Below are 23,609 nucleotides of genomic sequence, written 5' to 3'. Positions count from 1 at the left end.
CATACTATTCCTATATATACACGAGTGACTGGCTGTATAGAACGAAAGGAGTTGATAGAGATGAACGTGAAGGAAGAGTTCAAGCGGTGGGCTGATTTCTTTGATAGTTTGGATCACTGCTACATGTCGGACCCAAAACCAAAAAATCAAGATGGCCGATTAAAAATTACGAGTGTAACGAAGGTTCCTTGGAGTGAAAGCCTAAAACCGCAATACAACGAGGACCCGGACAAAATTGGGTATCTGTTTCCACAGAAGAAAGGCATCAAGCTTGCTATCGATTTTCTGCCTCGTGATGTCGCCGCCGACGATGTGTATCGTTTTATGAAGCCTTATCCTCACATAAAGGAAACACCCGCAGACCAACGCGCTTCAGGGAGTATGTCCTGGTGGAGGTATAACACAGGAGACGATTTTAACACACTAGAGCTGGTTATCCGCAACCACGAAATAGGCACGATCAAGCTGGACAACGAGGAGACCCGCCATTTCTTTCAACAAATTGTAAGTGGAGATAATAGGTAGTTTTCATTTAATAGGAATATCCCCGTTTAAAAAAGACTCCAGGCTCGGAGTCTGGAGTCTGTATGGATATTTTGCATGTGACTATGGATTGTTTGTTCCTATGTATGGATACTTTCATGCAAAGTGTGGATATTGTCTGCTCGAGTTTGGATTATCCGCCCGTAAGTCTGGATATCTGCTGCTCAAGTATCGATAGTCATGCGTTAGTTTGGATTGGCTAATCATCCTAAGAAAAGAAGTATCTTCCTCCCTAATATATGAATAAGTTCGATAGATTTTACTTTTGCTGTCCAAGCTCATATCAGGACTTATAAGGAGTTTCACACAAAAAAATTACGCTACATGGAAGGATGTGGCGCAAATTATTGAAGCATTTAAATCCTTCAACGGACAAACAACCTACAAGGTGTCCATATTCTTGTCATTATCCCCTATCTACCTTGGTCAGGAGAAAGAAAAAACTAGAGATTCAGGTAAAGATAAATAGTGCCTCTCTTCCCTGAAGTACTCGCTCGGGGATCCAAATTCTAGTTGATCTTCCCGCAGAACCCCAATGCGCATTCTAACTCCAACGGCAAGTATTACAGCAAAATAGTGGGAAAAAGCAAAGTTTATTACCCAAAATGATAAGTTGCCTTGTCACTTGACGTTCACAAGTGGTTGCAAGCATCTAAAAAACTCTTCGAAATGGCATAAATGTTTACTCATTCTTTTTGCAGCGTCCTTGGGATCCTTATTGTAAATGGCATGATAAATACCCTCTAGTTCGTTATTTAATGTGTTCCTTAAATGCATAGGTACATTTATATATTTAAACAGCGGGACTATTACACGGGATATCGCTGTAAAACCTAGATTAATTAATCTATTTTTTGTTGCTAATGAAATATAATTATTAAAATTATAGTTATTTTTGCAAAACAACAAATCCGTCAATGGTTCATTATTTAAAAAATTTATGCTTTCCCTGAGTCTTTGTAAATCCTCTTCATTCCTTCGTAAAGCTGCCAGATATGCTGCTTCGACTTCAATCATTTTTCTCATTTCAATAACCTCTTCTAAAGTAATCCCACCTATGCTTAAAGATAAGCTTAAAGAGTCACCAAAGTTTTGTTTGATGGCTTCTTCCGTAACTACAGAAACGTAATGTCCCCCACTTCTACCAGACCTCGTTTCTATTAAGCCTTCCGAAGATAGTGAATTTAATGCACCTCTTACCGTATTTCTACTTACATTTAATCTTTCTGCCATCACTGTTTCGCTAGGTAACTTCTCACCTTCTCTTAAATCTCCATACACAATGGCTTGTTTGATATAATCAGCTATTTGCTCCGTCACACTATATATCTCAAAATCACTTAGGAAATCAACTTTTTGGGAGTTCACTATAATTGCCTCCTTCCATACAATAAGTTATTAGTAACTCCCCTTTAATCCCTGACTATTAATTCTCTCTTCCAAGACCGTCCCCGCTTAACTCCCAACCAAATTGTGAAGCGGAAAGGTCATGTGCGGTGTGCGGATTTGACCCTTCCACTGCTTCACCATTTAAGGAACCTTCTTTGTGATTACCTTTATCTCCAACCTGGCATTCCTCTAAAATAAAATAGTTCTCTTGGTTCATTGACCGTTCCTGCAGATTCTTTGATTCTTTTTCAATTAGCAGGGAATCCCCAAGAATATATTCTTCTTGCTCCATATTAGATCCTTCTAACTTGATCATTTTCGTTACAGTCTGAATCCACAATAAATCCCCTTAGATAGTAAAGTGAATTTTTAAATTATTCTTGATAAAAATGCTAAAATAAATCAAAATACTCTCGTTGTTCCCAATTCGTTACAACCCGCTCATGGTTTTCTATATTATTCTCTTCTACAAATGCTTCGTACCGGGAGATTTCACTTTCTTTCATTTTAACGATATAATCCACAAATACATCACCCATTTTATTACGATATAAAGTATCTTTCTTTAATGCTTCTACTGCCTCTCTTAAACTTATAGGTAATAATTCACGCTCTTCATTATAAGCTTCTCTACTAGATAATCCAGGGTCAATCTTTTCCTGAATACCGTGAAGGCCGGCAATAATTTGTGAAGCCAAGTACAAATAGGGGTTAGCAGCCGGTTCTCCAACTCGATTTTCAAACCGGATGTTTTTTTCACCCGGGGCGCCAATGACTCTCAGCATTGCACCGCGGTTATCATCCCCCCAACCAGCTCTATCGGGTGCTAGTGAATTTGGATTCAGTCGCTTAAATCCATTGATTGTTGGGGTTGTAAAAACAGTGGAAGCTCTAGCATGCTTTAAGATACCGCCTATAAAATGTTTCCCTGTCTGAGACAATGGTTCGAGCTGCCGTTTATCTTTCAGTAGATTTTCACCTGTGGCTATACTATTAATAGACTGATGTAAATGCCACCCACTCGACACGAAACTTGAGAACGCCGGTCGGCACATAAAAGAGCCGATGTATCCATGTCTCTTACATATTTGCTTCACAGTGTTCCTAAACAGCAGCATCGTGTCTGCTGCATCTAAGCCATTTAATGGAGCAAACGTAAACTCTTTCTGACTTGGCCCCCATTCGTCTTCTATTGTGTTTAACGGTAAACCAAGTAAGGAGAGGGCATTATAAATCTCCTGCAAAATACTATCCGCTTCATCTAAATGTGATTCTAAGTGATACTGATAGCCTCGTGCCGACGATAAAACGGTAGGCGCTTCTGCTGAAACACCGGGTCCTCCCATATACTCAGGCCTTAATTTGTTATCTTCAATTTTCATTAAGTGCCATTCTACCTCAATCCCTGCAACATATTCATAGCCGGCATTTTTAAATTCATTAAGGGCTTGACGTAGAATTCCGCGACTATCAAAGGGTAAAGGTCTTCCATCCTTTAAATACGCATCCGTTAAAATCCATCCAGTGTGTGGTGCCCACGGCAGTACTTTAAAAGTCGATGGGTCTGGAATAAGACGATAATTAGGACAGCCAGTCATTTCTTCTGAATCAAATCCTCCCCCCTCAATAAAAGGATTAAACACAATGGCGCTTCCCGTATCAAAAAAAAGAGGCCCCGTATTAAATTCAAGTCCGTTTTCCAGTGCACCCAGAAATGCTGGTACGGTCATCGATTTTGCTCGTGAAATCCCATGTTGATCTGCCCAAGCTACACGGATAAGGCGAATATCTTGTTCCTTAATTGTTGCTTTTATACGCTCAATCATTTCATCTTCTTCTTTGGTTCTCAAATTGTGCATATCAACAAATCCAAAGCTTGTCTGGGACATTTACTTTCCCCCTATTTTTAATTTAGATGACACTCGGTCTATGAAACGGGCTAATAATCTAATATTTTTTTCATCCTGCAAAATCTCAGGATGCCATTGTAGTGCAAAGATAGGTGAAATACCTGGTTTTGCTTCATAAGCCTCGACGAGCCCGTCCGGTGACCAAGCTAATGGATTTAAAGAAGGCGCCAAAGCATCGATTCCTTGATGATGCCACGAATTCACGTTACTTTCTTTACCAAGAATATCAGCAATCCAACCAGTTGTTTTCACTTTATGTGTATAGGCTGCCGGTCCCTTTGAAGACCGGTGTTCAATTTCAGTTGACCAATCAGGCAAATGTTGATGGAGCGTGCCTCCTAACACTACGTTCACCATTTGCACACCACGACACACCGCAAAAACCGGTTTCCCTTCTTCAATGGCTAGTTCAATGATACTCTTTTCAAAACTATCCCTTTTCCCGTCTTTCTCAAAAAAAGTCTGTGGATGTGGGGACTGATCATAAAAATCCGGGTTCACATCGGGTCCTCCTGGACTAACAATGATATCTAAATGATCAATAATACTAAGATCCTCGTTAGGAGAAATGAGACAAGCATGACACCCAACCTTATTGAGATATGACAAATAATTTTCCGCACTATACAACACTCTCTCTGTTGTATAGCTTGTATTATCGGGACTAACACGTTCTACTTCCTGAGTAAACGGTGTTTTCAAATCATAAATTGTTCCTATAACACCAGCTAATAGTTTCAGTGTTCATCTCCCCCTTAATCGTCTTTCTATTGGTGATTTCCATGGCCGTATTTCATCTAATTCAGATAATGATTTCATTATTTTTTCATGATCCTTCTTATCCAATGCGATCCACGTGTCATCTGGTATTTCATCGTATATACTGTAGTCCCAAGTTTCAGATTCATAAATACACGCAGTTAAATGTTTATACTTTTCAATCAATTTTTCTTGGTATTCCACTTTCCTAGTTAGCTTTTCAAGCTGTAAGGTTAACGAATGATCACTGTCTTTCATTTAATTAAACCTCTCCCTGCACCTTTCTGACTTGTTAATCACCTGCATCAAATGCATGTACTTTGCTTCATTACAGCATAAAGGTTAAATTTTTATGTGCTTGATCGGAGTCAATCAAATTAACCATTTTCATTGCTATTTTCCAATCATCGTTCTCCTTTTGCAATTTATATCCTGTCCAACCAGCAAAACTTCTTAATACACCGACTCGAAACTCATGCAAACAAAAATTAGATCTTATTAATAATTCATTTTCATTAGATCCCTCGGTTACTTCTATATTTGTTATCATGCGCCTTGTACGTGAAAGTGGTAGTTGAGAGTATGCATATCCAGTTCTGATTCGGTATACCCTATCTTCCAAACGACGACGGTCATCAAAAGCAATCGATACTTCTTTTCTAGGATCTCCTCCCCCTGGAATCGTAGGAATCCAATACAAGCATTTCTTACTATAAAGAGATAACCATTCCTCTAAGCGTAGTTCATCCAATAGTCGAGCTTCTTTAAGTAAAACACGTTCTGCTTCATCTTTTCGCTCGACTGAAACGGGCAAAAAATCATCTTCCATTCTTTTTACATCAGCTAAAGTATTTTCATAAAATTGTGGGGTCACATAAAATGAAGTAAGTGATGTATTTTCTATTCCTGGCAATTTACTTTTCTCCTTTCCACGCTAAGTAAGCGTTTCCATTCTTGGAAGTAATTTCTCATTGGTGTTTCATCCGTAACGGGAGCCGTAATCACACCCCTTTTATCAGTGGTTTGTCTGTCTGGCACGTTATACCCTCGATTAAACATAACCCATTCTACTTCCGGGATACTCAAACCCCTCTGACATTCTGCAAAATTAGCAACATCATCGGGTTCTCCAAAGGCAGGAAAATCTTCCTGTGAGCGCATGCGTAACGTATTGACTTCATCAGGTAATTCATCAACTGTCGTTGCATACCACGTCAACTGTGTTTGGTTTACGGAAATTGGTTCAATTACTTGAATTTGGTTTCCTATAATAAGCAGGTTTGGGAAAATGGATAAATTCATTTGAGCACCTGCCGTCCAATCTAAATAATCTTCTGCTTTCTCTTTAAATTTTTCTCTAATAGTTTTTTCATAAGCTTCTCGACCGGGTTGGGGACGTTGTTGCTCCCAACGGTCACCCACTTGATTATACATGGGGCGCTGATCTAAGAACACGTGTCCATTTCCTAAATACTGAACATACATTGGAGACCTATCTGGATTTTTACCAAAGTAAGTCATATCTTTATCTTGCTCAAGGTTATATCTTTCGCCAACTGCGAGTAATGAACGGTGCGAAAACGAAACATGATATCCATCCGCTGCATTATCGAATACAAACTTCCAATTTCCCTCTAATGTCATGCGGTGCGCACTGCTTCTTACAACTAATTCACCCTCATACCGATCTATCCATTGATCTAACAGTTCTTTTGCATTGCCTAGATAGTCTTGTAAGCTACAAATATCATCACTTATCGTACCAAAAATAAAACCACGATAACTTTCTACTTTCGCTAGTTGCTTTAAATTTAATTCATTTTTATCGAAGGATTCACCATAGCCGTCTCGACCCCACGGCACACCATTCAACCTGCCATCGTTTGAGAAATTCCAACCATGATAAGGACAGATAAAATTCCGTGTATTCCCTTTATCCGTTCGACAAATAGTGGCGCCACGGTGTGTACAACGATTAAATAGCGCACGAATAACCCCATCGTTGTCGCGACTTACAATTATAGGACGAAGACCGAGGTAGGTTGTCTTATAGTCATTTACATTGGGGATCTCACTTTCGTGTGCCAAATAAACCCATGTATCACCAAATACTTTTCTCATTTCCAATTCAAAAATCTCTGGATCTGTATATACGAAACGATGCACACGGTCATCTTGAATTAAATAGTCCCAATCCCACTTCGTCATTGTTTTCTCCTCCTTCGCTAGGAAATATTCACGAAACCCATTTCCAGTTTATAATTCTATTCTACCACTGATGGAGTCTATTTAATTGTTCAATAATTGTACAATTAAATATATTTAAAAAATTAAAAAACATACCTCGAAAATCCCGATCTTCCTTACACCTCCGGTTTCCTTGTACAAAAAAGAAGGAGCTACCCTGGATGAAAGGTAACTCCCTCGCTTGAATATAACTATTGGCTAATGGACACTCCCCACTACCCTTATTCTGTTTTGCTGTCTCAAGAAAGAATATAAGGCTGAAAGGCTGTTTCTAATTCTTGATGCAGTTCTTTGCATTTGGGGAGTACGGTAAATTGAATGATTTCCTGTACTTTGCCATATTGCTTTTTCTCATAAGCGGTGACCGTGACTTCCAAAGCTCTTTGAACCTGTTGAAGTTTGGTTTCTAAATCTGACTGCGGCATATCTGGGGCAACTGGTGCAACCGCTTCTTCTACGCTCGAAAAAGCAGCAACAATATCCTCAAACAAAAATACGGTATCCTCCATCTTCCCCTGGCCAAACAACGTTTGCATATGCTGCAAGCCCTCGATCATCGTATGACTCAATTCAACCGACTGCTTCATCACGTCTATATACTTCTCCATCGAATCACTTCTTTCCGAAACTTCCTTGTTAAAAAAACTTTCTACTACATATATCGGCAAGATGAACTTAACTTTTAGACCAAAGCCCCTACCCACAAGCAGAGACTGAAATACAACGGGCTAAAACATTTGAAAACCTAAACGGTTATTAATAAAAAACTATATTAAAACTGAAGTTAATAGGCCTACCCATGTGGATAACAGGATACAGTAACCACCCATAACGTGGCGGCTATGGAGGCTGACGATGCCTAAAATCGATAAAGCCCAGTAAGGTTGTATTAAGTTCGTCCAAACATCTCCCTAGCCGTCATCGCTGTCAAACTAGAATCCACTCCCAATTGCAGAACGACAAGTACCTGTAATGGACCTTGCAATTCCCACTGCCCCCCGCCGGAAGGAGAAAGAATATTAATAAATCCTGCAGCCCAATAAATTTGATAACAGTAGACGGATGAAAAATATAGTTTGAGAAGTAGGAATAACACCCATAATATCAACTAAAAAATGATCTTCAGTCGCAACCGTTAAACCGGAACTGGATAAACCAGCACTGCAAAGAATATTGACCATTAACTGGGGAACTGAGCCCGATATTCATTAACATATCTCTTTTCCCACAGTTAAGTAAAAAAGGGAACCTATTTCTTGTTCTGACTCGGCGGTCTTGGGGGTCTCTTTGTTTTTGGGGGATTTTTCAACCCGTGATTTACCTTGGTATTAGGGTTAATTTTCGGTATCTTTTTGTTATTCGCCACTTGCTTCATCCTCACTTTCATATATTTCTATAATAATTTTTGATTCAATATTAAAATTTATATAATTAAACTTCATGTCATGTAGAAATCTTAACTCTTGTCCCTCCTCCTTATAAACATTTACGTCTCCCAAAACAAGCTCCCTCTTATTATCTTTTTGTGAGAAAGCTATAACCGCACCTTGATAAACAAGCATAGTATCGTAATCTCGTATTGTTACCCACTCTATATCATTAGAGCTTAAAAGGAAATCCCATACATCGTCCTCTCCATGTTTATTGGAAATCTGAAATAAATTAGAAATTGTATAAACATACTTTTTGTTGATTACTACCACAAAAACCAGTCCTATTATAATTCCAATAAAACTTGCTATAAACACCTCATTGATATGTATTTCTGCATTATTATTTAATAATGATCTTAAAAATGAAACTTCCCACGTAGGGATAAGGTCTTTTTCAATAACGAGCCTGTTATTCACATAAACAATCAATAGTAATAAACCATAGGAAGCCATACTCAAAAGATAAGAATGTAAAATAAAATGAATAGATTGCCTTTTTCTATGTGTAGTAAGTAAATCAATGATTATCGTTGCTATAATTCCTGGTAGAAATAAAAGCAAAATCCTTACTGTTAACTCAGATATCCCTATAACTATCCCCCCTATATTAAAAACAAGAGACCCCAGCCTAAGCTGGAGCCTGTAAAGTGTTTTAAAAGTATTATTGAAGTAATTGCAGGACTGATTGTGGCTTTTGGTTAGCCTGTGCTAGCATTGATTGAGACGCTTGAGAAAGGATGTTTGTACGTGTCATTTCCATCATTTCTTTCGCCATATCAACGTCACGGATACGAGACTCAGCTGCTGACAAGTTCTCAGAAGAGTTACCTAGATTAGAAATAGTATGCTCTAAACGATTTTGGTATGCACCTAAATCAGACCGTTGAGCAGAAACCTTTTCAATTGCATCATTAATCACACTAATTGCAGCTGATGCATTTTCATGTGTGGAAACATCCAATGCATACTCTACATTATTATTATCAGTACCGTTAGTTACATTCTCAGATGAAACCAATTTAGCTTCCTCACCATTTTGAGCTGTAACAATTCCACCAGCTTCAACACCAGTTATTCCTAGTGCAGCTGAACGCATATCTCCAATTTCAACAGTCATACTTTGGCCAGTATTAGCACCAATTTGGAATGTTGCTTGGAATGGAGTATCAGATAATTGTGATTCTCTTTGAGCACCGTCCTCCATTGTGAATGTCCCTTCAGGACCACCTTTAGTAGCAGTGATATTTAATTGATGTGCATTAGTACCATCTTTAGATAATGCAAGATCATCTATTTTATCATTTGCTTGTTGTACAATAGCATCAACTAAATCTTCTTGAGCAGTAGCTGCTGCTCCAGTTGTATCAATACCAGATATGTTTACTGCAATATCGGCATCACCTGAATACTGACCATCATCTGCATTATAGAATTCAATACTTTTACCGTTTATAGTCAACCCTTTGCCAACTAATGCATCTACTTCAGCTGCGACATCAGTACCGGGGATAGCCGTATCAAATGTTATATTCCCAGAAGCATACGTGTATTGGTCACTAGTACCTGATTCGACAGTACCCACATTGGCTGTATTATCCGAACCATCATTGTAAAATGCAGCTACATCAGCTACTGCAGTAACTGTACCTGCACCTTTAGCATAATTACCCTCAGATGTTGCTTCAATTGTTAATCCATCCGGGCCAGATGTTCTGATATCAAAATCTGAAGCATCTATACTCGCATTTTTACTAATCATTTCTTCTAATGTACTCTTAACTAAATCACGAGTCTGTCCTGCAGATGTATTTGGGTCTGTTCCATCAACTCTTAACAATAGGTCTGCTGAATTTCCTGAAATATTTGATGCTGTCCCTTGTGGTCCATCAGGAGTATTAGCAGTAGTATCCGTAGAGATATTAAAAGTGAAATCTTGACCACCAAAAGAAAGTTTAAATTCTTGACCGTCAAAACCATTAGCAGCTTCCTTAAAATCAATAGTAAGTGAAGCATCTGTTCCTGGTGTAACAGTACCTGCAGTTACTGAAGATGTCGTTGCGCCTGTAGTGGCTAAATCTAGTTCTTTTACAGCTTCAAAGTTTTCAGAACCAACACCTTTTAGTACTTTTTGTGTGTTGAATTCAGTCGTGTTACCAATACGATTTATCTCAGAAGAAAGTTGATTCATCTCTTTTTGTATTTCATTACGGTCTACTTCTACGTTAGTATCATTTGATGCTTGTGTAGCAAGCTCACGCATACGTTGTAGAATGTTATGTGTCTCTTGTAATGCTCCCTCGGCTGTTTGGATCATTGAAACGCCGTCTTGAGCGTTACGACTTGATTGATCTAAACCGCGGATTTGCGCACGCATTTTTTCAGAAATTGCTAGACCTGCTGCATCATCCCCTGCTTTGTTAATACGAAGACCTGATGATAGCTTCTCCATTGAGTTAGAGTTTGCATTTTGGTTGATTCCCATCTGCCGATAAGTATTCAACGCGGGAATATTGTTATTAATAATCATGTAAATAATTCCTCCTTGAATGGGTTTTTCGTTCCGTTCCACGTCCTTGTGGTTGAAACGTTTGTTTATGTTCGGATAAAACGTTACGCTGTCGGCCGCCAGGGTTTCGTTTTATCCTTTCATTGATAATATCGGCGGGGGCATTTTTTTCTTAAGGGTTTGTTTCGTGATTTTTGGAAAAAGTTTTTGTTATGGTTGCGGGTGTTTTATCATAGTCTGTTTTAAAAGATGAATCAATTTCATAAATGATTAATTAGATCAAAAACACGAATTAGATAATTGTTTGATTAATTAGGTTATCTGTTGATTGTAACGGAAGGCGGCGACTCCGACGGGAATAGCATGAATCTTGAGACTTCGCAATGAGCGTAAGCGCGGTCTCGAACTGATGTCGCCCTTGTGCCTGTAGGTGAAAGCGTCCGCCTGCAGTGGAAATCGTCCTGTCCATGCTATATCTAAGGTATATGATTTTGGGGGCGGTTGGATGGTTTATTTTCCAAAGGACGGAAGGGGGAGTTTTTATGGGGGTTCGGTTGATTAAGGCGGCGGTTGTGTATTTTTTGATTGGTGTGTTGTTTGGGTTGTATATGTCGGTGTTTCATGTGTTTGATTTGGCGACGGTGCATGTGCATGTGAATTTGCTTGGTTGGATGTCGCTTGCGATTGCGGGGGTGTTGTATCAGTTGTTTCCGCAGCTTGCGGCAACGGCTGCGGCGCGGTGGCATTTCTGGCTTCATAATATCGGGCTGCCAGTGATGATGGTTGGGATTGCGCTTGCGATTACGACCGGGGTGCCGCTGTTCTTCCCGATCGCAACGCTCGGCGGGCTCGTGACGGTTATCGGGATAATTATTTTTGTCGTGAACGTCCTGCGCCATATTGACCGCCCGGCCGGAGTTTAATATGGAAAAAATCCACCTGTCCCGCAACTGGGGGTTGAGATGGATTTTTTGGTCCTTTCATCAGCTTGGTGATTATCCTTATTCTGTCGTTTGCTTGTCGTATTTTTCTTTAATTGCCTCTCTCATGCTTTCGATGTTGTCGGCACTGATGTTTTCGAGTTCTTCTTTTAGTTCGCGCTTCGCTTGTTTTAAATTTTTTTCGACGTCGTTTCGGCGGGCGTTAAATTTGTCGAGCTGGAAGACGTCGATTATTTCTGCTTTATACAGGGCGCGGGAGGCACGGCTTATGTTGTTGAACATTCTTGTTGTTTTTTGGCCCCATTCGTTTGTGTAACCGAGCCTGTCAAAGGAATGGCGGACGCGTTTGGCATCGATGTCTTTCAGGGCATCTTTTTTCCAATCGTCCCAGGCTTCTAACACTTCTTCTGCGCGGTCAAATTCTTCCTGCAGTTCCTCCTGGTCATTCGCCTCGGCAAAGATTCCACCCGAGACGTCGGCCATTTCTTTTAGCTGCTGCTGGGCTTCGGTATCGACGTTGAATCCGATGATGTTAATAATTGGCTTGGCGCCGGAGTCCGCGAGCGAACGGGCTACTTCGACGGGATCGCCGCCGCACGTCTCTACGCCGTCGCTCACTACATAGATTAAGTTGGTGTTGTTTTCGGTGTCATATTCCTGAAGAGACGCCTCCGCTTCTTGTAAAGCTGCCGCGAGCGGCGTCCACCCCGCTGGTTCGATTTTTTCCAGTTCTTGTTGGAACGTTTCTTCCTTGTACGGTTCATACCCATACACTTGTTCAATCGCGGAACACGACAGCTCTTTATCGCTGTTGTCCCCTGTTCCTTTATGCCCGTAGACTCGGAAGGACACGTTCGCTTCTTCAGGCACTTGTTGCATGAAGTCATCGATCGCTTCTTTCGCGATGTCCATCATTGTTTTATCGCCAATATAGGCGCCCATGCTGCCGCTCGCATCCAGCAGGACTTCGACGTTGTAGTTTTCTTTAAAATGAAAGCGCGCATCCGGCAAGTCTGGGTCACCGAACGAACCGAACTCCCACTTTTTAATGACATCCTGTGGGTCGGGAAAATCCTCCGCCACGAGGGAATAGACATATTGAAAATAGCGGTCATACTCCTCCTCGCTCGCCTCCTTAGGAAGGGGCTCGAGCACGCTCACATCCGCTTTCAATTCTTCCTTCTGTTCATCCGTCCAGTCGGAGGAATAGATCGGGTACTTGCCCTTTGGCTGGTTAATAAACCCCGCCGCATCTTCCGGAACCTCAGGCAGGTCGGCCCATATTTCCTCGTTACTCGCAGGGGCCGTACTCTCTTTTTCCTCATCGGTGGTGTTCGCTTTATCTGCTTGTTCGTTCGTTTCTTCCTCACCGTCTCCCTCGTTCGTCACCGCTTCACTCGGAGGCTCCTCCCCCTTATCCGCGGCACACCCCGCGAGGAACAGCCAGGCCGCTGCGATGAAAATGGACAGATAAATTTTATCCTTTCGCATTCCCCTCACCCTTTGATGATCATACTTGCAGCCGGCTTTTCTCGTTAACACTTGTCGGCGCTGTAAAAATCCATTGCCTTCTATTATAGACACGGCTGATAGGGAAAAGAAGGGATTTCCAGAAAATTGGAAGAAGGGGTAGTATATCTAAAAACCGGTTCCGCTTGGTCCTTCCCATCTTCCCTTAACTTGGAAGCATGAATCATTCAGGTTATGTATTTATTCATAAAGATTCAGGAAGGGAAAGTATGTTCTCATATATATTTCCAAACCTATGAAACTGTGAGATAATAAACCAAGCAGCTAACACGCAGGATAGGCAATGGCCAAACCCTCAACGAAAGGGGGTGAGGCCAATGGTTACATTGCGACGTACAGGACGTACTAGCACCGCCGTTCCTACAGGACGTAGTGGTTTTAGGCGGTGTACCTTAAACACGATGATATCCTTTGGGATTCTAATCATAACCATCGTCGCAGTCATTGTAACCATCTTGCAAAACAAATAACCTATCCTGCGTCTACCTGGAAAGTGCACGCTTGGATAGGTTATTCACTATTCTTAGCCATTGCCTTTCTTGCTAAAGCTGCAAGACAGCATCCGTGTTCGCGCACGGGTGCTGTTTTTATTATATACCTCCATTATAACGTAGTATTCCTCTTTTGCAAAATACATAAAAAAATTAGGTAGAGACCACCAATTCATGAATGTCCAAGTCTCACGCCTGCTGGATCGTGCGGGGGATTTATTTAATTTTCACATCTCCCGTTTCTCTCAAAAATCCCTAACCACCTATGCAGGAAATGGAAAATGAAATATGTCTTTTCACGGTCTTTTTTCTTAAACAAACGTTTGATTAAATTTTTATCGTGTGTGCCGTCGGGATAAGGGTTTTATTTTGGAGGCTCGGTGACTTGACGACGTCATACGCATGCTTGAGGGTCGTTATTTTGTAGTTGTTGTATTTTCACGACCTCATAGGGATGCTATGATGTCTCTATTTTGGTGTTTCTTGGATTTCAAAGCTTCATACACCGCCTATGACGTCGTTATTTTCACCGCACGCTCTTTTCACGGCTTCATACGACTTCTATGATGCTGCTATTATTACCGTTCCACGTTTTCGCAACATCATTGGCCCGCTATGACGTCGCTATTTCGGCGACTCTCTGATTTCATGACTTCATACGGTCTCGATGACGCTGCTATTTCAGGCATTCTACCATTTCACGACGCCATAGGACTGATATGATGCCTTTATTTCAAAGACTCTCTGATTTCATGACTCCATACGAGTTCAATGACGCTTCTGTTTCGATGTTTGCTTGATTTCACAGTTTCATACACCGACTATGACGTCGTTATTTTCACCGCCCACTCTTTTCACGACTTCGCACGGCTGCTGTGCTGCCTATATTTTTACCGTTCCGCATTTTCGCAACATCATTGAGCCGCTATGATGTCGCTATTTCGGTGACTCCTTCGTTTTGAAGGCGTCATTCGAATATAAAGCCTGCCATGAGCATCAGCGGCAGGTTCTTTAAGTTGTTCAGCGTTGGTTTTGTAGTTTTTTTCTATCAAGGCTTTGCGGTGGTTTTTCCAGCCAACCATTTTTGATCGCAATTTTCGATCCAGCGTTTGCATATTTTCCAACTCGCGCAGACAACTGGCTGTACTCGCTGATGATGTCACTTCGCAAACTTCCTGTTATGCCTTGCCCGAAGTTTCCAATAGCCAGGCTGGCTAAAGCAGCATTTAGCCCCATAATCAATTTATCGGAAAAAGGAGCGACCGTACTTTCTGTAACAATGGAATCAGACGAAAACGGTGTGTCCGTACCATTTTCATCAAGCATTTCTTCAAACGTTTTTATTATTTCGGTGCATACCACCATGCCTTCCTGTAAATGTTTTCTCACCTCTTGTGATTCAGCTGCTTGCGCCAGGCCCACAAATAACGCTCTCGCTATAACATTCATCTCAATATTATTTGAGATATTGGCAATTTCAATCGCGAGTAACGGTCTTTTGTTCCGAGTTAAATGGCCTTTTAAAAAGTGCTCATCTTGGACAAATTCGACTTGTTTGCTGTAGGGAATATAGGGAGTGCGGACAAGTATGCCCTGCTTTTTCATCAGTTCCACAATCGTATCGTATAACTTGGCACTTTCCTTTACGATCGATAAGTAAAAATCTTTGACGTCTTCTCGGTAAGCAGTCCCCAGGGCCATGCCATTGATATTAGTTCCTGTCCTCCCCATGCATTGCAAATAACGTAAACAAAACGTTTCGGAAAATAACTGTGGGGCATTATCGTTAACATCCGCGTCGGAATAGCCCTGTGGAATTGGTATGTTTTCCTTTTCGAAAATGGCTGCAATCGATGCTAAGTGATTTTCTGAAAGCTCTTTTGCATGTTGGATAACTTCTTTTGTTGCGGGCTCCTTACAATGTGCCAGGAAATGCTTCATGACACAGCGATTCATGCTGTCAGACATATAAGAATTCCACAAATTACCTAATTCGGATGCTGTAATATCAGGGTTATGTCCCATCAAAAGTCCTCCTTCTTTGTGAGTTATTTTGAAACAGAAGGAGTGAATTATGTATAAGAAATATATTTAAAAGAAACCGTACACATGAGAATGAACGCCCTATTCCAGGTATGCAGCCTTTTTTACACTAGACTTTACACATGAAAATGGAGGGTTGGATATCATAGCATCATACACTTACGATGGTGTCGTTATCTAAACGGAATTGTTATTTCACGGTGACAGCGAGCTGCTACGGTATCTCTATTTCAAGAATCCTTCGTTTTGGAGACTTCAAAGGGGCTAATGACGATACTATTTTGACGACCATGCGTTTTTGTGGCGTCATACACTGTCTATGCAGGTGTTATGTTGGCCGGTTTCTCATTTCAAGGCATCATCCCATCGCTATGACGTTGCTATTTCTGTGATTGTAGAATTTAAAAGCGTCATAGGGCTGCTATGACGGTGCTATTTTATGGGTTAGTGGTTTTCACTACTCCATTGAACGACTAAGACGTCGGTATTTCAGCGGCTCGCTGATTTCATGACTCCATACGGTCACTATGACGTTGCTATTTTAGACATTCCACGATTTCACGACGCCATAGGACGGCTATGATGCCTCTATTTCATTGATTTTCTGATTTCACGACTTCATATAGTCTCTATGACGCCGCTATTTCTTCACTTCCCTATTTTCCCGTCATCATACAGCCCCGATGGTGTTGTTATTTTTTCAGTCTCCTCATTTGACTACTTCATACGATGCCTATGATGTCGTATTTTTCGACCCCTTCTCTTTTCACGACACCATACAACCTCTATGACGTCGCTATTTCGGCGACTCTCTAATTTCATTACTTCATACGAGCCCTGCGACGCTTCTATTTCAGCCCTTTCAACATTTCATAGCTTCAGACAGGTGCTATGATGTTGTTATTTCAGTGTTTCTTCATTTTCACGCCTTCATACAACCTCTATGAAGTCGTTATTTTCTCGATCTTCTCATTTAACGACTTCATACACGCCCAATGACGCCTTTATTTTGACGCCTTCTCTTTTTCACGACGTCATCGGGAGGCAATGACGTCGCTATTAGGAAGAACGGTTCATTTCACGGCTTCATACAAGCACAAATACGATAAAAAACAGGAAGGACTCATCAAATAGCGAGAGTCCTTCCTGCACCAGGTGTTAGTCTCCGAATCGTAATTCTCCTTGATACGCGGCACGGTAGCGGTCGCGTATGTCATCCAGTGTAAACGGCTTCGGACTGCGGGCAAGGAGTCTGGTCTGTTTGATGCCGTTCGCAGCAAGGGTCTCGATATCTTTTTCTTCAATGCCAAACGCACCGAGCGTGGAAGGTATGCCGACGTCATCGACAATGTGCTTCAACTCTTTTACCGCTGCCAATGCGGCTTCTCGTTGGTTGAGATGCGCCGTTTTCACACCGAGGGCTTCTGCCATCCGGGCCATTTTAGGGAGGCAGGCCGGCCAGATGTAATCAAAAATATACGGAAGAAGAACGGCATTGGATTCTCCGTGCGCGATTTTGAACAACCCGCCGAGAGGATAGGCTAGGGCATGCACACCTGCTACTCCCGCATTATAGAAACTGAGTCCGGCGAGAGTACTTCCCCACGACATATCGCTCCGTGCTTCTCTGTCCGCTCCGTTCCAGACGGCTGTCCGGATGCTGGAAGAAATTCTTTTGATCGCTTCGAGAGCCAGTGCATCGGTTAACGGCGTGGCATTCACGGATACAAACGATTCCACCGCATGAGTGAGGGCATCCACGCCGGTGGACGCGGTAATCCGCGGCGGCAGGGTGTACGTTAATTCCGGGTCCACTACCGCTGCATCCGCGAGCAAGTATTCGTGGGTGATCACATCCTTGGTGTCTTCCAGCGAAAATACGGAAATATCGGTTACTTCTGCCCCGGTTCCCGACGTCGTGGGAATCAATATTTTCGGCAGCCCTTTTTCTTGTAAAGGCTTCGTGCCAGAAAGATTTAAAAAGTCTTCCACGCTGCCCTCGTTGTCATGCAGAACCGCCACTGCTTTACTAATATCAAGCGAACTGCCGCCGCCAATTCCGATGACAAGGTCGGCCCCGTACTCTTTTAACGCCTGGAGCGCCTTATTCCCAATCGCAAGCGGCGGCTCGGGAATAAGATCCGAATAGATGCGGTATTCGAGGTTTGCTTTTTTTAATTGGTCTTCCAGTTTCGTCACAATCCCGGCATCAATGACCCCTTTATCAGCAAAAACCATGACTCTTTTCGCTTCGAACGACTGGACGAGAGCAGGGATCTCTTGGATAGAGCCTTCCCCGGATACGATTTTTACAGGTGATATAAACGGTTGATACATAAGCCCACGCCTTTCTTTTAGTAACTAGTTGTAGGGTCTGACAAGTTGTATATACATTGCTGTCCTTCCCCTCATTTACCTAAAAAAACCTCCTTGGTCAAAACATAATAAGGAGGTTTGTTACTTTATTTTCCTGTCATCTCATTCATTATCTTACGGGCATCTTCGAGAGAACCGACAGTGAGGATCTGCTTCAATAAGTCATTCAGCAGCTGCAAATCATGGATTGAACGAACTTTCTCCATTTCTCTAGCAGCAGCGGCGCCAAATTTTGTCTCAAGAACCATGGAAACAGCCTCCTGCTTCCCCTTCACTACTCCTTCCTGTCTTCCTTTTTCTATCCCTTCCCGTCTACCTTTTTCCATCCCTTTACGTTCGTAAGAAGTCATTAGCTCCATCACCTTCGCCTCCTCTTCGGGATCTAGGTTATTTATCTCCGTTTGTAACATGCGTTCTTCCTTATCCGAAAGTGCCAAATATGTTTCAAAAAAAGCGGTTAATAGGTGATTTCGCGCTGGATCGAGCTCCAGCCGGACGAGCATCCGCAAAAATTCCTTTTTCACTTCGATATTTTCCTCTTTAGTATATCCCATTTTGCTTAGCAATGCACCGGCAACTGGATTATTCCACCCTGTTTTGATGAGACACGGAACACACCTCGTTTTCTTCTATTATAGCAAATGTTTGTTCGTATTTGTCTATCTTGATTGAGTATTTTGATACCTTTTTTTAACATGTTATTTTTATGCTATGACGTTGTTATTTTTGCTGGCGCTCGATTTCGTGGCACCATACCCACGCTATGACGCCGCTATTTCTTCACTTCCTTATTTTCCCGTCATCATACAGCCCTGATGGTGTTGTTATTTTTTCAGTGTCCTCATTTGACGACTTCATACGATGCCTATGATGTCGTTTTTTTCGATCCCTTCTCTTTTTACGACATCATACAACCTCTATGATGTCTCTATTTCGGCGACTCTCTGATTTCATGACTTCATACGAGCTCTGCGACGCTTCTATTTCGGACCTTTTAACATTTCATAGCTTCTGACAGGTGCTATGATGTTGTTATTTCGGTGTTTCTTCATTTTCACGTCTTCATTTGTTACTTATAACAAAACATCACAAATCTTTCACAACTTGTCTGGCATTCTTATTTAAAAGAAAAACGGAACTGATACAATGTATGTGAGAGTTTGTTATTTTACATGAATGAGTATCATGGTTTAACAGAGGGGTGAAGACACGGTGCTTCCAATTGAAAGGCAGCGACAAATGAGGGAATTGATCCAGAAGAAAAAAACATGGAAGATCAGTGAGCTGAGTGAGCATTTTGCTGTGTCAGAAATGACAATTTATCGGGATATTAAGCCGTTAGTGGACGAAGGATTCATCACCAAAACGTTTGGGGGAATCTCCCTCAAGCAAAATAAGGAACAAACTGTCTCCGATCAAGCTCACTGTGCCTATTGCCACAAACCGAACAACTCTAAAATGGTGTATCGTTTAATCTTAACAAACGATCGGATTGAGACCACTTGTTGTGCCCACTGCGGCCTGCTCCGGCACCGTCAGCTGGGGGAAGAAGTGCTGCAAGCTATGTGTCACGACTTCCTGATGGACACCACGATCAGTGCTTCTTTGACCTGGTATGTCATGGATACTACCTTACACGTCGCTTGTTGTCAGCCACAAGTCCTTACGTTTGAACAAAAAGAACATGCGGAGAAATTTGTAAAAGGGTTTGACGGGGAAATATATGGATTCCAGGAAGCGATGGAAGCCGTTCATCAAAAAATGCAAGGCGGACAAGGTGGTTGCAGCGATCATCCTTAGGGTAAGCCGATTCGAGACAATCTATAAACGTGAATAGGAGATGAAAAAATGACAAAAAAGATCTTTTTTGCCCTTATTACTGTGGTCCTATTAGCAGCATGCGGAAATGACAATGCCCCCGATCAAGATGCCTCGGAAAATGGTCAAAACGCCGAATCCGAAGCGTCCTTGCAACCGTTGGAGGTCGAGATTTTAACAGAATCCGAGGCCTTCGAACCAGGAGAAGCGGGAGACATTGAGATTTTAGTTACGCAAGGCGATGAGAATGTTTCCGATGCAAAAGACGTGCAGTTTGAAATTTGGAAACAAGGGCATGAAGAAGAATCAGAGAAATTCGAGCCTGAAAATGCAGGAAATGGAAACTACACCCTCACTCATACGTTTGACGAAGAAGGTATTTATTATGTCGTCACCCATGTCACCGCAAGGAACATGCACAGCATGCCAAAAAAAGAATTGATAGTCGGTGATGTGGAAGAAAGTAACAAAGCAGACGAAAACGATCAAGAGGAACATAGTCATGACCAAGCCGTTACCTTTCACCTGATGGAGCCTGAGGCCATTCATGCAGGTGATGAGAAAACCTTCACCGTTCATCTTGAGAAAGACGGAAAACCATTAACAGAAGCAGACGTAAGCTATGAGTTTTGGAAAGCAGGGGAAGAGAAGCATGAATTCATTGATACGGAAGAAAACGAAGAAGGTGAATATGAAGCTGATTTAACATTTGCATCAGCTGGTGAGTATCAGTTGACCATCCATGTGAAAAAAGATGAACTTCATGAGCACAAAGAAAATACGATTAATGTTCAATAAATATATTCATACCGCTTTGGAACAGGGCCGTTTCTTAAAACCGGCCTTGTTTTAACGTTTCTTTTATTCACTAACACGTAATCGCGACGTCACACAACTCCGATGGTACCGCTATTTCAAACGACTTCTGATTTCATAGCTTCATACCACCTCTATGACGCTGTTATTTTGGTTCAGACTCCATTTCACGTCTTCATTCGCGGGCTATGCTGTCGTTATTTCAGCGGTTCTATCATTTCATGGCTTCATACCCCCTCCATGCAGCCGTTATTTTCACACCCTCCCTTTTTGACGACTTCATACGAGCCCTATGACGTCGTTATTTCCGCACCTCCCTCGTTTCGCGACGTCATACAATCCCGATGACGCCTCTATTTCACACAACCCCCGTTTTCATAGCTTCATACGTCTTCTTTGACGTTGTTATTTCTGCTCGCACTCGATTTCACGTCTTCATCCATGGGCTATGATGTCGCTATTTCACTGGGTCCTTCTTTTCAAGGCTTCATACAGCCCCGATGACGTCACTATTTTCACGCCCTACCCTTTTGACGACTTCATACAAGCCCTATGACGTCGTTATTTCTGCACCTTCCTCGTTTCGCGACGTCATCCATGGGCTATGGAGCCTTTATATCGGCGGTTGCATCATTTCACAGCTTCATACGCGCTCGATGACGTTGTTATTCCCCAAGCAGTCAAGTCCATAAAATGGTGTGAGAACAATACAATAGAAAAGACCATAGGTTCAGAAACACCTATGGTCTTCTCCGTAGTCGGCTCCCTTCCATCCAAGGAGGCCGGCTGGATTTATTGCCAAATCAATTAATTTTCGTTATCAATTTCAATAACACCATCGTCCGTTAGATATCCTTTAATAGGAGAGATAGGGATCTCGTCCCACCGATTGGGATCGACGTCTTTTACTTCGTCCGTAGCGATGCCGTACAGCAGACTTTCAAGCCCACGGACATTTTGGCGGATGAGCTTGCCTCTGGATTTTTGTCCCAAACTTCCGTCTCTTGTATTACCAGAGGTTTCAAAGAAAATAGCCGGGTTACTGTGTCCGTCCGCATTGATGCCCTCATAATTCAAACCCAACATCATGGCAGAAGTGACACCGCCTTTAATGTCAATGACGTAGTCGCCGCCACCTACCGTGTAGCGGTCAATGTTAATATTTCCATAATCGTTCAAAGCATCGTATACATATACTTGCATTTGCCGAGTCAAATCATTGTATGCCCCGTCTTCGATATAAGGCAGGGTAGGGCCATCTGGTGCAAGAGAAATACCTAGCGACATCGTGACTGCTTTATTTGTGCCGTACTGGGTTTTCAAGCCTTGATGGTGAATATCAATGGCATAGTCAGGCTTGACATCTGCCCAGTAAGAATAGTAAGAGAGAGATTCTGAAGCCGCAAATCCATCTTCTGCCCAATCCCGATTTAAATCAATCCTAGTTTCATCTTCTGCCAGCAGCGTATGGCGAATGTTTTTTTCGCTTCCATCCGGGTTATACATCGGGATGAAATAAAAAGTCAGTTCTTCTCTCAACGTTTCATACGTCGGTGATCCGTTCGAAACAAGACTTTTGATAACGTTTAAAATGGTTTCCGTTCCATATGGTTCATTCCCATGTATCCGACCTTGAATCCATACTTTTTCATCGCCTTCCCCGATTTTGGCCACATAAAGATCCCGTCCTGCTTCACTTTTCCCAGGTTCATATTTAAGCTCGTCCAATGTCATGATTTCCAGGCTGCCTTTGCTGCGCTTTTCCAGCTTGTCCAGCTCCTGAATCATCTCCTCATATGTAACAATACTTGAAATATTTGTGTTCCCTTCCGTAGATGGTCCTCCAGGGATACGGTCCGGTTTTGCGAAGGCCGTCCCCCCAAACATAGACATAACCAGACTGACGATAAGTACTGCATAAAAGGCTTTTTGTTTACTCATCGAACCCCTCCTGTTAATAAATTGTAAATGAGTAATAATATGGCTGTTACATTATTTAAACATTCAATTCATAATATTTAAATATATTTTCATAAAAATCATTCTTTTCTCCTTGTGTCGTTCTGACAATTCTTGCAATGAATGGCATATAGTCATGGGACCTTGTTGGATTTGTGGCCGTTTTCACTGTTTCCAAGGAAACGATGGTTGCTTTATGACAGGCTTTAGTAACGATGAATACCGACAGTTGTTGTTTGCTTTTCCTGAAGTTGGAGATAATCTATCATCATATTATCCATATTCTACATAAGCCGATAGATTCGCCTACGGCCTCTCACAGTAGTTGGGTCCCTCAAAAGGGGGCGCTAGGTGAATACATCACCCGGAGCTGGTTAACCCAAGGACGACACGGTGATCAGTCGCAGGCAATAGGTCAGGACCTATGATAAAAGCAGGAAGGCGGGAGTGTCTCGCCTTCCTGCTTATCACACGTGCTTCAGTGCTTTTGCGTAGTCTTCTTTTCTATCAATATCCAAAAGAATTCCTTCATCCGTAACAGGCAGGAATTAGATGCTTAAGGTACCTGCTTGTCTAACCCTTTCCTTTCAAAATTGCAATGGTGCTTTTTCATGCCCACAGGTCTTTCTATGACGGCGTTATTTCTGCTCGTGTTCGATTCCGCGACGTCATCCGAGGGCTATGATATCGCCATTTCAGCAGCGATTCCTTCTTTTCATGGCTTCATACAGCCCTGATGGCGTCGCTATTTTCACGCCCTACCCTTTTGACGACTTCATACGAGCCCTATGGTGCCTTTATTTCCGTACCTCCCTCTTTTCGCGACGTCATACAACCTCAATGACGCC

21 protein-coding genes and 2 pseudogenes are annotated in these 23,609 nt (G+C 42.1%); 5 read left to right on the top strand and 18 right to left on the bottom strand.

Going from position 1 to position 23,609, the window contains the following annotated elements:
- Window positions 1–60 precede the first annotated feature (60 nt).
- On the top strand, window positions 61–525 hold the full coding sequence (locus LOR49_RS00960) for a hypothetical protein (RefSeq protein ID WP_240374126.1): 465 nt from the start codon (window positions 61–63) through the stop codon (window positions 523–525).
- A gap of 639 nt (window positions 526–1,164) precedes the next feature.
- Here LOR49_RS00960 and LOR49_RS17590 read toward each other — a convergent pair.
- From LOR49_RS17590 to LOR49_RS17680, 13 genes and pseudogenes are all read right to left on the bottom strand, one after another.
- Window positions 1,165–1,911: a FadR/GntR family transcriptional regulator gene (locus LOR49_RS17590; protein WP_240374125.1), complete on the bottom strand. Its 747-nt coding sequence runs from the start codon at window positions 1,909–1,911 to the stop codon at window positions 1,165–1,167.
- A gap of 58 nt (window positions 1,912–1,969) precedes the next feature.
- Window positions 1,970–2,224, bottom strand: a complete 255-nt coding sequence (locus LOR49_RS00950) for a hypothetical protein (RefSeq protein WP_240374124.1) — start codon at window positions 2,222–2,224, stop codon at window positions 1,970–1,972.
- A 100-nt stretch (window positions 2,225–2,324) separates the two neighbouring features.
- Window positions 2,325–3,821 (bottom strand): glutamine synthetase family protein, encoded by a 1,497-nt coding sequence (locus tag LOR49_RS00945; RefSeq protein ID WP_240374123.1) that lies wholly within the window; start codon window positions 3,819–3,821, stop codon window positions 2,325–2,327.
- The gene (locus LOR49_RS00940) at window positions 3,822–4,544 is read right to left on the bottom strand and encodes a gamma-glutamyl-gamma-aminobutyrate hydrolase family protein (RefSeq protein WP_275899439.1); all 723 of its coding nucleotides are present in this window, start codon (window positions 4,542–4,544) and stop codon (window positions 3,822–3,824) included.
- A 42-nt stretch (window positions 4,545–4,586) separates the two neighbouring features.
- Entirely contained in the window at window positions 4,587–4,859 is a 273-nt protein-coding gene (locus tag LOR49_RS00935; protein ID WP_240374122.1) for a hypothetical protein, read from the bottom strand.
- Between the two features lie 70 nt (window positions 4,860–4,929).
- A complete protein-coding gene (locus LOR49_RS00930) occupies window positions 4,930–5,514 on the bottom strand; it encodes an aromatic-ring-hydroxylating dioxygenase subunit beta (RefSeq protein WP_240374121.1) in 585 nt (194 codons plus the stop codon).
- A complete protein-coding gene (locus LOR49_RS00925) occupies window positions 5,502–6,809 on the bottom strand; it encodes an aromatic ring-hydroxylating oxygenase subunit alpha (protein ID WP_240374120.1) in 1,308 nt (435 codons plus the stop codon). Before LOR49_RS00925 ends, LOR49_RS00930 begins: the two co-directional genes overlap by 13 nt.
- A gap of 278 nt (window positions 6,810–7,087) precedes the next feature.
- Entirely contained in the window at window positions 7,088–7,456 is a 369-nt protein-coding gene (locus LOR49_RS00920) for a DUF8042 domain-containing protein (protein WP_240374119.1), read from the bottom strand.
- Window positions 7,457–7,615: 159 nt separating this feature from the next.
- On the bottom strand, window positions 7,616–7,705 hold the full coding sequence (locus tag LOR49_RS17415; RefSeq protein ID WP_338021120.1) for a hypothetical protein: 90 nt from the start codon (window positions 7,703–7,705) through the stop codon (window positions 7,616–7,618).
- A gap of 32 nt (window positions 7,706–7,737) precedes the next feature.
- Window positions 7,738–7,944, bottom strand: coding sequence for a TIGR00366 family protein (locus LOR49_RS17410; RefSeq protein ID WP_338021119.1), 207 nt, complete (start codon window positions 7,942–7,944; stop codon window positions 7,738–7,740).
- Between the two features lie 259 nt (window positions 7,945–8,203).
- Window positions 8,204–8,710 (bottom strand): hypothetical protein, encoded by a 507-nt coding sequence (locus LOR49_RS00910; RefSeq protein ID WP_420830378.1) that lies wholly within the window; start codon window positions 8,708–8,710, stop codon window positions 8,204–8,206.
- A 232-nt stretch (window positions 8,711–8,942) separates the two neighbouring features.
- A pseudogene (locus LOR49_RS17685) lies at window positions 8,943–9,374 on the bottom strand (flagellin); the annotation flags it as partial.
- A gap of 1,029 nt (window positions 9,375–10,403) precedes the next feature.
- A pseudogene (locus tag LOR49_RS17680) lies at window positions 10,404–10,808 on the bottom strand (flagellin N-terminal helical domain-containing protein); the annotation flags it as partial.
- A gap of 521 nt (window positions 10,809–11,329) precedes the next feature.
- On the opposite strand from LOR49_RS17680, the gene LOR49_RS00895 reads away from it, so the two are divergent.
- The gene (locus LOR49_RS00895; RefSeq protein ID WP_240374117.1) at window positions 11,330–11,710 is read left to right on the top strand and encodes a cytochrome-c oxidase; all 381 of its coding nucleotides are present in this window, start codon (window positions 11,330–11,332) and stop codon (window positions 11,708–11,710) included.
- Between the two features lie 78 nt (window positions 11,711–11,788).
- Here LOR49_RS00895 and LOR49_RS00890 read toward each other — a convergent pair whose 3' ends face one another.
- Window positions 11,789–13,219 carry a VWA domain-containing protein gene (locus tag LOR49_RS00890; protein ID WP_240374116.1) on the bottom strand — a complete coding sequence of 477 codons (1,431 nt, stop codon included), beginning with the start codon at window positions 13,217–13,219 and terminating at the stop codon, window positions 11,789–11,791.
- A gap of 356 nt (window positions 13,220–13,575) precedes the next feature.
- On the opposite strand from LOR49_RS00890, the gene LOR49_RS00885 reads away from it, so the two are divergent.
- Window positions 13,576–13,728, top strand: a complete 153-nt coding sequence (locus LOR49_RS00885; protein WP_240374115.1) for a putative holin-like toxin — start codon at window positions 13,576–13,578, stop codon at window positions 13,726–13,728.
- 1,041 nt (window positions 13,729–14,769) lie between these two features.
- Here LOR49_RS00885 and LOR49_RS00880 read toward each other — a convergent pair.
- The 3 genes from LOR49_RS00880 to LOR49_RS00870 all read right to left on the bottom strand — a co-directional run bounded on the left by LOR49_RS00880 (window position 14,770) and on the right by LOR49_RS00870 (window position 18,692).
- Window positions 14,770–15,774, bottom strand: coding sequence for a DUF3231 family protein (locus tag LOR49_RS00880; RefSeq protein ID WP_240374114.1), 1,005 nt, complete (start codon window positions 15,772–15,774; stop codon window positions 14,770–14,772).
- Between the two features lie 1,176 nt (window positions 15,775–16,950).
- The gene (locus tag LOR49_RS00875; RefSeq protein ID WP_240374113.1) at window positions 16,951–18,129 is read right to left on the bottom strand and encodes an iron-containing alcohol dehydrogenase; all 1,179 of its coding nucleotides are present in this window, start codon (window positions 18,127–18,129) and stop codon (window positions 16,951–16,953) included.
- Between the two features lie 125 nt (window positions 18,130–18,254).
- Entirely contained in the window at window positions 18,255–18,692 is a 438-nt protein-coding gene (locus tag LOR49_RS00870) for an RpnC/YadD family protein (protein ID WP_240374112.1), read from the bottom strand.
- A 688-nt stretch (window positions 18,693–19,380) separates the two neighbouring features.
- Here LOR49_RS00870 and LOR49_RS00865 point away from each other — a divergent pair.
- Together LOR49_RS00865 and LOR49_RS00860 are read left to right on the top strand one after the other, a co-directional pair.
- The gene (locus tag LOR49_RS00865; RefSeq protein WP_240374111.1) at window positions 19,381–19,968 is read left to right on the top strand and encodes a DeoR family transcriptional regulator; all 588 of its coding nucleotides are present in this window, start codon (window positions 19,381–19,383) and stop codon (window positions 19,966–19,968) included.
- A gap of 48 nt (window positions 19,969–20,016) precedes the next feature.
- Entirely contained in the window at window positions 20,017–20,784 is a 768-nt protein-coding gene (locus LOR49_RS00860; protein ID WP_240374110.1) for a FixH family protein, read from the top strand.
- Window positions 20,785–21,609: 825 nt separating this feature from the next.
- On the opposite strand, the gene LOR49_RS00855 is transcribed toward LOR49_RS00860, so the two are convergent.
- Window positions 21,610–22,743, bottom strand: coding sequence for a M14 family zinc carboxypeptidase (locus tag LOR49_RS00855; protein ID WP_240374109.1), 1,134 nt, complete (start codon window positions 22,741–22,743; stop codon window positions 21,610–21,612).
- Window positions 22,744–23,609 lie beyond the last annotated feature (866 nt).

Origin of the sequence: Bacillus piscicola (assembly GCF_022458745.1) — a bacterium.
In the GTDB taxonomy this organism is placed as follows: domain Bacteria; phylum Bacillota; class Bacilli; order Bacillales; family Marinococcaceae; genus Alteribacillus_A; species Alteribacillus_A piscicola.
The sequence above is the reverse complement of the archived record's forward strand: the minus strand, read 5'-3'. Positions and strand labels throughout refer to the sequence as shown.

What these genes read in the sequence shown, in the direction of transcription:
- LOR49_RS00960 (WP_240374126.1), top strand. Translation starts at nt 61, where the DNA reads ATGAACGTGAAGGAAGAGTTCAAGCGGTGGGCTGATTTCTTTGATAGT.
- LOR49_RS00950 (WP_240374124.1), bottom strand. Translation starts at nt 2,224, where the DNA reads ATGGAGCAAGAAGAATATATTCTTGGGGATTCCCTGCTAATTGAAAAA.
- LOR49_RS00945 (WP_240374123.1), bottom strand. Translation starts at nt 3,821, where the DNA reads ATGTCCCAGACAAGCTTTGGATTTGTTGATATGCACAATTTGAGAACC.
- LOR49_RS00935 (WP_240374122.1), bottom strand. Translation starts at nt 4,859, where the DNA reads ATGAAAGACAGTGATCATTCGTTAACCTTACAGCTTGAAAAGCTAACT.
- LOR49_RS00925 (WP_240374120.1), bottom strand. Translation starts at nt 6,809, where the DNA reads ATGACGAAGTGGGATTGGGACTATTTAATTCAAGATGACCGTGTGCAT.
- LOR49_RS00920 (WP_240374119.1), bottom strand. Translation starts at nt 7,456, where the DNA reads ATGGAGAAGTATATAGACGTGATGAAGCAGTCGGTTGAATTGAGTCAT.
- LOR49_RS00895 (WP_240374117.1), top strand. Translation starts at nt 11,330, where the DNA reads ATGGGGGTTCGGTTGATTAAGGCGGCGGTTGTGTATTTTTTGATTGGT.
- LOR49_RS00890 (WP_240374116.1), bottom strand. Translation starts at nt 13,219, where the DNA reads ATGCGAAAGGATAAAATTTATCTGTCCATTTTCATCGCAGCGGCCTGG.
- LOR49_RS00885 (WP_240374115.1), top strand. Translation starts at nt 13,576, where the DNA reads ATGGTTACATTGCGACGTACAGGACGTACTAGCACCGCCGTTCCTACA.
- LOR49_RS00880 (WP_240374114.1), bottom strand. Translation starts at nt 15,774, where the DNA reads ATGGGACATAACCCTGATATTACAGCATCCGAATTAGGTAATTTGTGG.
- LOR49_RS00875 (WP_240374113.1), bottom strand. Translation starts at nt 18,129, where the DNA reads ATGTATCAACCGTTTATATCACCTGTAAAAATCGTATCCGGGGAAGGC.
- LOR49_RS00860 (WP_240374110.1), top strand. Translation starts at nt 20,017, where the DNA reads ATGACAAAAAAGATCTTTTTTGCCCTTATTACTGTGGTCCTATTAGCA.
- LOR49_RS00855 (WP_240374109.1), bottom strand. Translation starts at nt 22,743, where the DNA reads ATGAGTAAACAAAAAGCCTTTTATGCAGTACTTATCGTCAGTCTGGTT.